12 protein-coding genes and 2 tRNA genes are annotated in these 13,319 nt (G+C 45.9%); 10 read left to right on the top strand and 4 right to left on the bottom strand.

Going from position 1 to position 13,319, the window contains the following annotated elements; translation table 11 throughout:
- Window positions 1–161: 161 nt before the first annotated feature.
- The 4 genes from hydG to dtd all read right to left on the bottom strand — a co-directional run bounded on the left by hydG (window position 162) and on the right by dtd (window position 3,554).
- Entirely contained in the window at window positions 162–1,580 is a 1,419-nt protein-coding gene (gene hydG / locus B9Y59_RS08765) for a [FeFe] hydrogenase H-cluster radical SAM maturase HydG (RefSeq protein WP_054324220.1), read from the bottom strand.
- A gap of 49 nt (window positions 1,581–1,629) precedes the next feature.
- Window positions 1,630–2,589 carry a [FeFe] hydrogenase H-cluster radical SAM maturase HydE gene (gene hydE, locus B9Y59_RS08760; protein WP_085532981.1) on the bottom strand — a complete coding sequence of 320 codons (960 nt, stop codon included), beginning with the start codon at window positions 2,587–2,589 and terminating at the stop codon, window positions 1,630–1,632.
- Complete coding sequence (locus B9Y59_RS08755) at window positions 2,586–2,843, bottom strand: TM1266 family iron-only hydrogenase system putative regulator (protein WP_054324222.1); 258 nt, start codon at window positions 2,841–2,843, stop codon at window positions 2,586–2,588. Before B9Y59_RS08755 ends, hydE begins: the two co-directional genes overlap by 4 nt.
- 249 nt (window positions 2,844–3,092) lie before the next feature.
- Window positions 3,093–3,554: a D-aminoacyl-tRNA deacylase gene (gene dtd / locus B9Y59_RS08750; RefSeq protein WP_085532979.1), complete on the bottom strand. Its 462-nt coding sequence runs from the start codon at window positions 3,552–3,554 to the stop codon at window positions 3,093–3,095.
- Between the two features lie 192 nt (window positions 3,555–3,746).
- Here dtd and B9Y59_RS08745 point away from each other — a divergent pair, with 192 nt between their 5' ends.
- From B9Y59_RS08745 to spo0A, 10 genes are all read left to right on the top strand, one after another.
- Entirely contained in the window at window positions 3,747–4,244 is a 498-nt protein-coding gene (locus tag B9Y59_RS08745; protein WP_054324224.1) for an HD domain-containing protein, read from the top strand.
- A gap of 197 nt (window positions 4,245–4,441) precedes the next feature.
- Window positions 4,442–4,515: transfer RNA gene (locus B9Y59_RS08740), tRNA-Gln, on the top strand.
- A 1-nt stretch (window position 4,516) separates the two neighbouring features.
- Window positions 4,517–4,593: transfer RNA gene (locus B9Y59_RS08735), tRNA-Pro, on the top strand.
- Window positions 4,594–5,336: 743 nt separating this feature from the next.
- Window positions 5,337–6,479 (top strand): spermidine/putrescine ABC transporter ATP-binding protein, encoded by a 1,143-nt coding sequence (gene potA, locus B9Y59_RS08730; RefSeq protein ID WP_085534582.1) that lies wholly within the window; start codon window positions 5,337–5,339, stop codon window positions 6,477–6,479.
- Window positions 6,469–7,287 (top strand): ABC transporter permease, encoded by an 819-nt coding sequence (locus B9Y59_RS08725; RefSeq protein WP_054324252.1) that lies wholly within the window; start codon window positions 6,469–6,471, stop codon window positions 7,285–7,287. Before potA ends, B9Y59_RS08725 begins: the two co-directional genes overlap by 11 nt.
- Window positions 7,284–8,093, top strand: a complete 810-nt coding sequence (locus B9Y59_RS08720; protein WP_054324225.1) for an ABC transporter permease — start codon at window positions 7,284–7,286, stop codon at window positions 8,091–8,093. Before B9Y59_RS08725 ends, B9Y59_RS08720 begins: the two co-directional genes overlap by 4 nt.
- Before the next feature lie 4 nt (window positions 8,094–8,097).
- Window positions 8,098–9,300, top strand: coding sequence for an ABC transporter substrate-binding protein (locus B9Y59_RS08715; protein WP_242967279.1), 1,203 nt, complete (start codon window positions 8,098–8,100; stop codon window positions 9,298–9,300).
- A gap of 710 nt (window positions 9,301–10,010) precedes the next feature.
- Window positions 10,011–10,892, top strand: coding sequence for an aldose 1-epimerase family protein (locus B9Y59_RS08705; protein ID WP_082402218.1), 882 nt, complete (start codon window positions 10,011–10,013; stop codon window positions 10,890–10,892).
- A gap of 261 nt (window positions 10,893–11,153) precedes the next feature.
- Window positions 11,154–12,419 (top strand): SpoIVB peptidase, encoded by a 1,266-nt coding sequence (gene spoIVB, locus B9Y59_RS08700; RefSeq protein WP_085532974.1) that lies wholly within the window; start codon window positions 11,154–11,156, stop codon window positions 12,417–12,419.
- A gap of 117 nt (window positions 12,420–12,536) precedes the next feature.
- Window positions 12,537–13,295, top strand: coding sequence for a sporulation transcription factor Spo0A (gene spo0A / locus B9Y59_RS08695; RefSeq protein ID WP_054324229.1), 759 nt, complete (start codon window positions 12,537–12,539; stop codon window positions 13,293–13,295).
- The last annotated feature ends 24 nt before the right edge of the window (window positions 13,296–13,319 follow it).

Genomic DNA, 13,319 nt, shown 5'->3' with positions numbered 1-13,319 from the left:
CTAAAGAATATGCAGGTTTCTCCGCTGTAGAGCTGGCTCTTCGGACGAAAAGAATTCCTCCACTTGGGGGAATCGAACGAAGAACCGGTACTCTGCCGAAATGAACTCCGAAAATCCTTTCGGACCAGCCCATGTTGGGTGTATTCCGAATTCGATTTGCATCAGAAGCGAAAATCGCGAAGCCCTTCGTCAAGGCCATGGAGATTTTTGAGTGCGATTTCCCGGACTTTGTCGTTCGGGATCGTCTGCACCTCTTTATCGATCATCTCTAAGGCCAACTGCTTGGTTTCAGGGCTGGCATAATCTTCTGCATATTCCTTTAGAGTCATCAAAGCATTGGGGAGGCAACAGTTTTTGATCTGCCCAGCTTTCACGAGGCTCATAAAGCGGTCGCCTGTGCGTCCTGCGCGGTAACATGCTGTGCAGAAGCTAGGAATATATCCCAGCTTCAACAGCCAGTTGACCACTTCATCCAGTGTCCGGTGGTCGCTGACTTCAAATTGGGCAGAGTCCTCCTCCATGCGGTCCTCTTCCGCATAGCCGCCCACACTGGTGCGGGAACCGCCGCTGATCTGGGACACTCCATACTTGATGACCATTTCGCGGGTGCGCTGGGATTCGCGCGTAGAGACGATGAGTCCCGTGTACGGGACAGCAATACGCAAAATGGCGACGATTTTTTGGAACAGCTCGTCCGAAATCGCGTTGCTAAAATCGCTTACATCGATGTCGTCGGCGTTGCGCAGACGGGGAACACTGATCGTATGAGGTCCCACCCCATAGACGGCTTCCAAGTGTTCAGCGTGCATCAGAAGGCCGACAAAGTCATAACGGTACAGGTTCAAACCAAACAGAACGCCGCAACCCACATCATCGATGCCGCCCTGCATAGCACGGTCCATCGCCTCTGTGTGGTAGGCATAGTTACTCTTCGGACCTGTGGGGTGTAATTTTTCGTATTGTTCTTTGTTGTAGGTTTCCTGAAATAGGATGTATGTGCCGATACCCGCTTCCTTTAGTTTGCGGTAATTTTCCACTGTTGTGGCAGCGATATTGACGTTGACACGGCGGATTGCGCCATTTTTATGTTTGATGGAATAGATGGTTTTGATACTCTCCAATACGTATTCGATTGGATTGTTGACAGGGTCCTCGCCGGTTTCCAAGGCCAAACGCTTATGACCCATATCCTGCAGGGCGATCACTTCCCGGCGGATTTCATCCTGGGTCAACTTCTTGCGTGCGATATGACCGTTTTTCTTATGGTACGGACAGTAAGTACAACCATTTACGCAGTAATTAGAGAGATACAGCGGTGCAAACATCACAATACGGTTGCCATAAAACTCCTGCTTAATTTTTGTGGCCTGTGCAAAGATGCGTTCCAATGCGTCTTTGTCTTCACAGGCGAGCAGGACAGCCGCCTCGCGATGCGTCAATCCTTTGAGTTCATCGGTCTTGTCGATGAGGCGGTTAACCAATTCCAGGTTGTCCTTATTTTCTTCCGCATAGCGGAGGGTATCGCGAATTTCTTCATCGTCAATAAATTCAGTCGCAATGGGTGATTTTGGATTATACATGGTTCATTCTTCCTTTCAATCCGTCAAAGTCCATACAGAGTTATAAAATTTATACAGGGGTTCGGTTCAGCGAACGGATTTCCGCTTCGGTCTCAAGGCGGCCAGTGCGGATGTCAACGTCGGAAAAGGCCGCCGGATAGATCTGATAGAGTTTTTTTAAGTTATTTGGCGTGACCTTTCGCATGATGACATTGGCCCCACAAGAAAATACATTTTCTTTTTGTGCGTCATCCAATACGCCAAGAGCCGTTGTCGCAGGCAAATTCGCCCGCGGCAACAGCAAACGTGCCAATGCGACTGCCCGCTTTGTCAACTCTGTGCTGCCAGGAGTCGCTTCCCGGAGCGGTGTGTCCGGATGGGGGATAAAGGGGCCGATGCCAGCCATATCACATCCAATCTCTTGCAGGAGAAGCAGGTCTCCGGCGATGGTGGAGAGCGTTTGCCCTGGCAGGCCAATCATAAATCCGCCGCCGGTTTCATAGCCGATCCGTTTTAAGCTGCGCAGGCACGCAACTCGTGCTTCCAATGAGCTGTCCGGATGAAGCGTGGCGTACAATTTTGGGTCAGACGTTTCATGCTTGAGGAGATACCGGTCCGTGCCACAGTCGCGCCAGTACTGGTAAACGGATTCGGGATGCTCGCCACAACTCAAAGTAACAGCCATTCCAGTCTTTTTGATCTGTTTGACGACCTCACCGATCATATCCGGCGTATACCAGGGGTCTTCTCCCGATTGGAGAACAATAGTTTTGTAACCCGCCTGGCAGGCCTCTTGGGCTGTGGAAATCATGTCCCGAGGGTCCATACGGAACCGGGGGAGCTTTTTATCCGTGGCATTGAGACCGCAATAACAACACAGGCGTTTACAATGGTTGGAAAATTCCAGCAATGCGCGAATGTGTACAATATCGCCGACTGTTTCCGCACGCAATGCATCGGCTTGTGCGTAGATTTCCTGGAAATCCTCCAATGCCAGGAACGTTTCGAGTTGTTTACGTGTATAGGTCATTCTGTCTGCCCAGCCTTTGAATAGATGGTTTTCACACTGAGGCCTTTTAGCATGCCCAGCTTCCCAGAAATAGTGCTGATGATGTTCATCGGCGCATCCACAGCCACGCTGATGATAGAAATCCCTCGGCTGCGATAAGGAATTCCCATACGTCCGATGATATAATCGCCATATTCGTGTAGAATATGGTTGAGCGATTCCACATTGTTCATATCTTCCACGACAATGCCAATCAACGCAACCCGTTTTTCCATATTGGTTCCTCCCAAACAGTCAAAAAGCTCCGCGCAAAAAAGCGCGGAGCTACCCTGATTTTTCAGTCATAACAACCGCCTTCTTTCTCGGGAAATCCCCTCGTAAATCAGAACGTATCTGTGTTTTTAGATCCTCACCCGCGGGAAGCGCCCTTGGGATTGGAAGATTTGTTTTATTCTACCAAGTTTCGAACAAAAAGTCAATAGCATGTACAAATGCTACATAAAATTTGTCTATTTCGGATAGAGTCACTTTCCTTTGGGCATGATTTCCTCCGTATCCAGCGGGATGGTGACAGGACCGTCATTTTCGATGGAGACCAACATATCTGCTCCAAATTCACCGGTAGCTGTGCGAATTCCCCGCGCCTGTATTTGTGCAATAAAGCGGTTGTAGAGGGGAATCGCCGTTTCGGGTTTTGCTGCACGGATAAACGATGGCCGGCGGCCTTTTCGGCAATCGGCACACAGGGTAAACTGGGACACAATCAGCATTTCCCCCTGTATATCCAACAGGGAACGGTTCATTTTTCCTGCATCATCTTCGAAAATGCGAAGGCCGGCAATTTTATCTGCAAGGTAATCACATTCTTGTTCGGTGTCTACATCGGTCACACCAAGCAAAACCATCAATCCGCATTGGATTTCCCCGACGGTTTTTCCATCGATGGAGACACTGGACTGCCTGACTCTTTGGACGACTGCTTTCATAAATGGTTCTCCTCCTACGTTTCGTCGATAGTTCTATTTTAGTTTGAATAACAGGGTTTGGCAAGGGCTTCCCAGTTTGGAAAAAATTGTGTAAAGAGAATCGGCAAAAATCAGTGGCTTTTTTATATCTCGCTGTAGTATAATAAAACTACTCACACATAATTTGTGGTTTGAAAAAGGAGTGCATGTTCTATGTGGGATAGCGGCAACCGTTTACTATTTCAGTCGTGTATCGCAGATCTCATTGATACGCCGAGTGTGCAGGCTATGCGGGATGTCAACCAACATGTGGATATAAATTGTTTTGAGCATTGTGTTTTTGTTGCATATGTTAGCTTTTTGATTTGCCGGCGTTTTGGTTGGGATTTTCACGCAGCTGCTCGGGGCGGTCTCCTTCACGATTTGTTTCTCTATGATTGGCACGAAAAAGGTAGCCATCAGGGGTGGCATGGCTTTACCCATCCAGAGGCGGCTTTGTGCAACGCCAGTAAAATCTGCGAGTTGACGGAACTCGAACAGGATATTATTTTAAAACATATGTGGCCATTGACGTTGCGGAAGATTCCTAAGTATAAGGAATCGTTTGTTGTCAATGCCGCAGATAAGGTTTGCGCCTTGGCGGAAATGCTTCAGATCTATCGCTTAATGCGCGTTCGAACAAAGCTGAATGTCAGTTGTGGCCAAGTGTGATTCGTGCACTTGACCACAAGTCATTCTAGGCAGAAAATCGGCTGAAAGTATTTTTATGTATCTGTGAAAACAGGATGAAAAATTTTTTTCCATTTTTTTTAAAAAAAGGCTTGCATTTTTTGAAACGTTGTCATATAATAGTCAAGGCGATTCGCTCTGGAGCTTCTTTCAGAATGCGGTCGAGGACAACTTAATATTGCGGAATTGTGTAATGGTAGCACGGCAGACTCTGACTCTGTTTGTGAGGGTTCGAATCCTTCTTCCGCAGCCATCGAGGTGTGGCTCAGTTTGGTAGAGCGCTACGTTCGGGACGTAGAAGCCGGAGGTTCAAATCCTCTCACCTCGACCAGAAGAACCGGGTACAAGTTGTACCCGGTTTAATTGTTTTTACTAAACTTTTTTGAAATCGTATAAGTTTTACCTCTTTATAGTGGTCTACTATGGAATCATTAGAAAAATACTTTTATAAATTGATTTGTTTGGAAAGAAATACTTTTTATAAGCAAGTTTTTTGACAGCAGTAGTGATCTTAAATCTGATTATCATTCAACTGTGATTACCTGAAAAAAGAAAATTCCTTGGGCTGTACACTTTTTGTGTGCAGCCTTTTTGCTTGTTTATGATTGGTTGGATTTATTAACATTATGTTCAGATTCCAAAAGGAAGTTCTGAAAGGATACACAAGAAAACCGGAGAAATTTTGAGGAATCAAAAAGATAATTTAAAAAAATACACGATTTTTGCAGAAAAATGCAATAATATATTGACAAATGGCGGTTTTACTACTATATTAGATTCGTTGCGTTTGCATCTAATACGGCGATGGGAAATGTCGATAGAGATGGCCATGTGAAATGGGATTGGCCGACTCTGGAGACTTGTACATTGCCGGAGGGAAAAGGTATGATTACCAGCCGTTTCCCGATGAGTCAGCCTCGCTTCATTGCCGCAGTCAATTCTGATTGTGAAAAATCCTTTGCGGAGGGCAATGGTGACGGCGCGGCTGCGATTGCGTTTAACACGGAATTCGGTTGCCCAAACCGAGCCGGCTTTCACGCGACGAATTTCACCGCAAAGGGGATGCACATTAAAATGGGAGAAACACCAATCATCGAATTGAAAAACATCGCCGTTTCGTTTGATGGCGAGGCCGTGCTGAAGGATTTTAACCTCAGCATCCAAGGGGGCGAATTTGTCACCCTTTTGGGTCCGTCGGGGTGCGGAAAAACCACGACTCTGCGGATTGTAGGAGGCTTTGTCAATCCAGACAAGGGCGATGTCTTTTTCAATGGCAAAAGAATTAACGATGTACCACCGCACAAACGAGAGGTCAATACGATTTTCCAAAAGTATGCGCTCTTCCCACATTTAAATGTCTACGATAATGTGGCTTTTGGAATGCGTGTACACGGCAAGAGCGAAAAGGAAATTCAGTCGACTGTCAAGGAAATGCTGAATTTGGTCAATCTGAATGGTTTTGCACACCGCAATGTCAACCTTCTTTCTGGCGGTCAGCAGCAGCGTGTCGCCATTGCTCGTGCATTGGCAAACAACCCCAAGGTGTTGCTTTTGGATGAGCCGCTGGGGGCGTTGGATCTCAAGCTTCGCAAGGACATGCAGGTCGAGCTCAAAAAGATTCAGCAACAGACCGGTATCACTTTCATTTTTGTCACACACGATCAGGAAGAAGCTCTTTCCATGTCAGACACGGTTGTCGTCATGGATAAGGGCGAAATTCAGCAGATCGGCTCGCCGCGAGACATCTACAATGAGCCAAAAAATGCGTTTGTAGCGGACTTTATTGGAGAGAGCAATATTCTGGACGGCGTGATGTTGGACGATTACCTGGCCGAATTTGCAGGACAGAAATTCCGCTGTGTTGACAAAGGCTTTACAAAAAATGAACCTGTGGACGTGGTAATCCGTCCGGAGGATATCGATGTGGTGGCGCCGGGGGAGAGTCCACTCTCCGGTTTGGTGACCAGCGTAACGTTTAAGGGCGTCCATTATGAAATCATTGTGGATGTCAAGGGCTTTAAATGGATGATTCAATCAACCGACTTCCAGGAGGAGGGAAGCAAGATCGGCCTGCTGCTGCAGCCGGACGATATCCATATCATGAAGAAGTCGGAATATTCCGGTAAATTTGGAGATTATAGCACATTCAGTGATGAGATGGACGAGGATATCCTCGCCTCGCAGAGGGAGGAGGCAAAAAAAGAGGATGAAATCTAAAACTGCTTCCGTACCCTATGGAATTTGGATGACGATCTTCATCGTTGTTCCGATGATCCTTGTGGTAGTCTTCGCTTTTACAGATAAAAGCGGCCACTTTACTCTGGACAATATTATGGCTGTCGGGCAATACTCCAATGTCTTTTTGCGCTCTATTTGGTTGGGGGCAATTGCGACGGTGATCTGCTTGGTATTGGGGTATCCGCTTGCCTACATTATTTCGCACACAGGTGCGCGTGCACAAAGTGTGCTGATTATGTTGGTCATGCTGCCGATGTGGATGAATTTTTTGCTTCGCACTTATGCATGGATGACGTTGTTGGAGGATAATGGTGTTATCAACACCGTGATTGCTTCTTTGGGGCTGCCAAAACTCCACATGATTAATACAGCCGGTGCGGTGGTATTGGGAATGGTTTACAATTATATTCCATTCATGATTTTGCCTTTGTACTCAGCTCTGGCTAAAATGGATCATTCTGTAATCGAAGCAGCTCAAGATCTTGGAGCGAATCAGCGCCGCGTTTTTATGAAGGTGATCTTTCCGCTCAGTATGCCCGGCGTCATTTCGGGTATTACAATGGTATTTGTTCCTGCGGTAAGTACCTTCATTATTTCCAAAATGTTGGGCGGCGGTTCCAATCTGCTGATCGGCGACTTGATCGATATGCAATTCCTCGGAAGTGCGTACAATCCAAATTTGGGTTCCGCCATCTCACTGGTTCTGATGGTTCTGATTTTGATCTGTATGGGGATTATGAATCAGTTTGACGACGGCGAAACGCGCGGAGGAGGGCTGATGATATGAAAGTTGCATCGAAAGTATATACCTTCCTCATGTTTCTGTTTCTTTATGCGCCGATCTTTGTGTTGATTATTTTTTCCTTTAATGATTCGGATACGATGAGCCGCTCTGTATTTTCAGGCTTTTCCATGCGGTGGTACAATCGCTTGTTTGAGGATCGCATGATTATGGAAGCGCTGAAAAATACACTGATTATTGCCATTATAGCAGCAGCAGTAGCGACGGTTCTTGGTACAATTGCAGCCATTGGTCTCAACGGAATACGCAATAAATGGGTTCGCCGTATGATGATGAATGTGACAAACCTTCCGATGGTCAATCCGGAAATTGTTACAGGCGTATCTTTGATGCTGTTGTTTGTGTTTGTTGCGCAAAGTCTGGGGGGATTGTCCCTCGGAATGCTCTCGCTGATCTTGGCGCACATTACCTTTTGTTTGCCATATGTTGTCCTGTCCGTCCTGCCAAAGCTCCGCCAGATGGACCCGCATCTTTATGAAGCGGCACAGGATTTAGGCTGTAATCCGAGAAGGGCATTCTTTAAGGTGGTGCTTCCGGAGATTATGCCGGGCATTGTCACAGGGATGATTATGGCTTTTACCCTCTCGATTGATGATTTTATCATCAGCTATTTTACAAGCGGAACGACTCAGACCCTGCCGATCTATATCTATTCCATGACGCGGAAACGTGTAAGTCCGGAGATCAATGCGCTTTCGACATTGCTGTTTGTAGCAGTATTGCTTCTGCTGGTGATTGTAAACCTGCGTCAGGCAAAAGACAAGCGCGTGCAGGAGAGAAAGGGGGGCTGAGCCAGTGAGCTGGAAGAGACGTTTCATGGCCCTGATGACAGCGATGTTGCTGGTTGTGGGCGTACCGGCTTCTGCGGGAGCTGCCGAAGAGGAAGAGCCAGCCGCGCCGAAGCGTGGCGTCACCATCAATGTTTACAATTGGGGCGAATATATATCCAATGGTGTAGAAGGGACGATTGATGTCAACGCAGAGTTTACCCGGCGTACAGGCATTGATGTGAATTATACAACGTTTGACACAAACGAGTCCCTCTATTCCAAACTGGCGGGGGGTGGCGCCAACTATGATGTCATTGTGCCGTCGGACTATATGGTTTCGAAACTCAAAGACGAAGGTTTTTTGGAGAAACTTGACTTCGACAACATTCCAAACTTTCAGTACATTGATGAGCAGTATCGCAACCCAGATTACGACCCGACCAATGAGTATTCTGTCCCGTACACTTGGGGAGTTGTAGGAATCTTTTACAATAAGAACTATGTCACCGAAGAGGTCAATAGTTGGAGAATCCTATGGGATGAGAAATATGCAGGGAAAATTTTGATGTTTGACAATCCAAGGGATTCCTTTGGAATTGCGCAGAAAATTTTGAACTATTCCTTCAATTCTACTGATGAACGTGAATGGCAGGAGGCTGCCATGTTGTTGAAGGAACAAAAACCTCTGGTGCAAGCGTATGTAATGGATCAAATATTTGATAAAATGGCAAATGGAGATGCATGGCTTGCACCCTATTATGCAGGGGATGCTGCCACATTGGTAGCTGATAATCCCAATATTGGATTTTCCATACCAACAAAAGAAGGCACAAACTTTTTTGTAGACGCGCTGTGTATTCCAAAAGGTGCGGCGCATAAAAAGGAAGCTGAGGAGTATATCAACTTCTTATGTGATCCGGAGATTGCTGCTGCAAATATGGATTATATCGGCTATTCTACTCCAGAATCTGCGGCAAAAGAACTTTTACCGGAGGAGACCGTAGAGAATCCAATTTTTTATCCACCGCAGGAAATTTTGGATCATTCAGAGGTTTTTGTCAATTTGCCAGAGGAAACCAGTTTGCTGTTGGATTCCCTCTGGGCAGAAGTCAAAATGGGCGGTCCAGGGGACACGGCCACCCTGGTGGCGGTTTTAGCAGCATTTTTACTGCTTTACATCGGGATTGTTGTCTATAAAAAAATGAAGGTGAAACGGGAACTAAAATAGCAATTCAGAAAGAGTTCTGGTACAGACATAATACCATTATGTTAAGCTTGACCTCCGCCATTTGGGGACGGATTTGTCCGATATCCCCTGAACGGCGGGGGTTCATTTTTATGTCCAAATCCATCCAAATAATGGGGCGATTTCAAAAAGTCAGTGTTATAATGAAGTTGTCTACAAATATCGGAATCGATATAGGAAGTACATTTATGGAATTTAATCGATTAATACCGGAAGGAACAGGAAACAACATAGAAATATCAAAACATTTTTATATGGATTTATGTGGCTTTCAAAGTGATAAAGGTTTAACTTAACGGCATTGGGCGAGAGTAGGATTCTCTCAGGGGATACATTCCAGCAGGAAGCCAGGGATCTTCGCTTATAAGAATGTTTCTATAAATACGCTGCAGATATTTATAGAGACAGCGATTCATAAGGACAGGCGCCATAAAATCATAAGGCATCTCAACCGGATCGTATCATTAAGAAGATATATTTAGAACGGTTTTCGATTGTTGTATCCTTTTCCTCCTCGACAAAAGGCATTATGAAAGACCCATATGAAAATAACCTAGCGCGTAAAAAATCGATGCTGAAAACAAAGCAAAGAAACATTGCGGTTTCTGTATAGGAATGATACAATAGTCTGGACAGGATATGCTCGAAAGAGCTGGGGACGCTTTACAGATGTATTTTTAGAAAGGAGGAAAATGATGCGTACAACCATTCAAAACAAAACAGCGTGTGCAGAAGTGGAATCTCTTGGTGCACAATTGATGAGTTTAAAAAATGCGGAGGGTGTGGAATACCTTTGGCAGGGTGATCCTGCTTATTGGAGCAGCCGTGCGCCGATTTTGTTTCCTACGGTTGGGAATGTTCGAAACGGGACGACTGTCATCAAGGGAAAGCCCTATGCATTCAAACGCCATGGATTTGCGCGGAATATGGAGCATGTGGTGCTGGATTCTGGCGCCAATTATGTCACCTACTCACTCAAAGATTCGGAAGAAACCAAAGCGATCTATCCGTTTGCGTTTGAACTGCGGGTGACTTACCGTTTGGTGGAAAATGGACTGACAACCGAGTTTACGGTTTTTAACCGAGGAGAGGAGTGCCTTCCGTTTGGAATAGGGGGACATCCGGGATTCCGGTGTCCAGTAATGCCGGGAGAACGCTTTGAAGATTACATTATTTTGTTCGAAAAAGAAGAGCATGCGGTCTGCCCAACCATAGACCTCCAAACGGGTCTTATCGATTTTAACAATCGCCGTGAGGTCCTGCGAGGGGAACGGGAAATCGCCCTACGGCACGATTTGTTTGTCAACGATGCCTTGGTTTTTGATGCGCTTCAATCTAGGACGGTGCAGGTGGTAAACCGGATTTCCGGACATGGAATCGAGATGGATTTCTCCGGGTATCCGATGCTGGGAATTTGGTCTGCTCTGGGGGAGGCTCCATTTGTTGCTTTAGAGCCGTGGGCAGGTTGCGCAACTGCGACGGACGAGGATGATGTATTTACACACAAACGTCACTTAAATGTACTGGACCCGGGCGAGTGCCGTGTTTTTGCCTTTACTGTAAGGCTTATATAAAATTATTTTAAATTTTTTTAAAAAGAGGCAGCTGTTATTGGGCGGATTTTCCGTGAAATGACAGTTGCTTTTTTATGCCTTCTCTTTCCGAAGAAAGCAATCTTCCCCAGGAGCCTCCTAAGAATGCTGAGAATTTGTAGTCTTTTGCCAGATTGTGACGGTATAAAGGAATATTGCTAAAATAAAATTGATGCAATGAGGAAAAGTAAGAGATGCCGGTTCAGAATTGACCGGCAGACGGCATAGAAGGAGGTGAGACCGATGAGACCATCTGGAAAAAAATATGGAAAATATGCGGTTTTAGCGCTGACTGTGACGACAGGACTTCTACTGAGCATGGTCAGCGTTGCGCGTTATTTTACCCCGGATGAATATCATGTGACGCGAGGCTCACAGTTGCAATGGAATTCCCAGTTGATTTCCCTTAAGGAACCTTCTGTAGAAGATGAGTTGCCAGCAGGGACGGACACCTCTTCAAATGAGAGTTATCGCGCAGAATTGATGCTTTTTCATACGTTTCCAGTCAAAACCGTGCATGTCAACGTTGTGGAAGAGCAGGATGTAGCGCTCTGTGGAACTCCATTTGGCATTAAAATGTTTACCAACGGTGTGATGATTGTCGGCGTCGCAGAGATTCAGGGAGAGAATGAGACAGTGAATCCAGGGACGATCGCAGGCCTCCAAGCAGGGGATATTATAACGTCTCTTAATGGACATCCGGTGAATCGAAATGAAGAGATCGCGCAGACAATCGAAAAAAGTGCCGGACAACCGGTAAAGATTGCATTCCTGCGGGAACAGGAGTCTATGGAGACAACACTGGTTCCGGTTCGCTCGAAAGTAGATGGGACCTATAAGGCGGGACTTTGGGTTCGCGACAGTACAGCGGGAATTGGCACACTGACCTTTTATGATCCAACAACACAAGAATTTGCAGGTCTAGGACATGGAATATGTGATACGGATACCACAGAATTGATGCCATTGCGAAATGGCGAGATCGTTCCGGTCACAATTAATGGTGTTGTCAAAGGGCAAAAGGGCGCTCCCGGAGAACTTCGAGGATATTTTAATACGGATATTCCTATGGGAACCCTGCATGCCAACCTGGACCAAGGGGTTTATGGGCAATTAAAGGACAACGCTGTAGAAGAACAGAAGTTGACAGGAGAAATTGTCCAAGTAGCGATGAAACAAGAGGTTCAAACCGGCCCAGTACAAATTTTGACTACAGTTGACGGCGGAGAACCTCAATATTACGACGCAGTTATTGAAAAAATCAGTTATCATGATACGGAGAGCAGCAAAAATATGGTCCTACGAATCACAGATTCTGACCTTTTAAATGCAACTGGCGGTATTGTACAGGGAATGAGTGGAAGCCCGATCGTTCAGGATGGTAAATTGGTGGGAGCAGTAACCCACGTTTTTGTCAACGATCCGACACGCGGATATGGTATTTTTGCGGAGAATATGCTCGGCACCTGCCAAAGTGTGTCGGCTGAAGTAGAAATGCAGGCAGCCTAAACAGATGTTTCCTGAGTATATTTCCCCCTAATAAGAAAAATATTTTTACAAGCTATTGCCAATTTTACCAATATATGGTATTATAACCGTACAATCAATCTATTAGGGGGATTTCATATGGAAAAGCGGTTAAAGGTATTGGTTTCAAATGACAGCGTAGAATTTCAGCAAGAATACGGCCATGTTCTGGAGGAATCCGGGATGGAATTGACTTATACGCAGAAAGACGGAGTAAAATTGCTGGAGAAAATCGAAGCAATGCACCCAGATGTTGTACTTGCAGATCTTTTTATGCCCCGTCTAGATGGCATTGGAGTGATGCATGCGTCGGAAAAATTGGGACATCAAAAACCATTGTTTGTAATTATTTCCAATTTTACCAGTCCCACATTAGAGCGTGAAGTGATGACATCCGGCGCTGCGTATTTTGCGGTCTCACCGTTTAATGCATCCGAACTTGCAGAACGTATCGTACAAATTGTTGGCCTGACAGAGGGGGCAATTCAGCAGGAATCGCAGCCGTCGTTGGAAATCCAGGTGACCGAAATTCTGCATCAGATTGGTGTACCTGCCCATATCAAAGGATACCATTATTTGCGTGACTCCATCATCATGGCAATCGAAACGCCAGAGATTATCAATGCAGTGACCAAACAGCTCTATCCAAGCGTTGCGAAAAAATATGAAACAACCAGTTCCCGTGTGGAACGCGCAATCCGGCACGCGATCGAAGTTGCCTGGGATCGTGGCGATGTTGACATTCTCAACAGCTATTTTGGGTATACCATCCACAATACGCGCGGAAAGCCAACCAATTCAGAATTTATTGCGATGATTAGCGACCGCTTACGCCTGCATATGAAATCTGCCAGCTAAAATTTGTTAGCTTATTTGCGATTG

Origin of the sequence: Anaeromassilibacillus sp. Marseille-P3371 (assembly GCF_900169665.1) — a bacterium.
Lineage (GTDB): Bacteria > Bacillota > Clostridia > Oscillospirales > Acutalibacteraceae > Anaeromassilibacillus.
The sequence above is the reverse complement of the archived record's forward strand: the minus strand, read 5'-3'. Positions and strand labels throughout refer to the sequence as shown.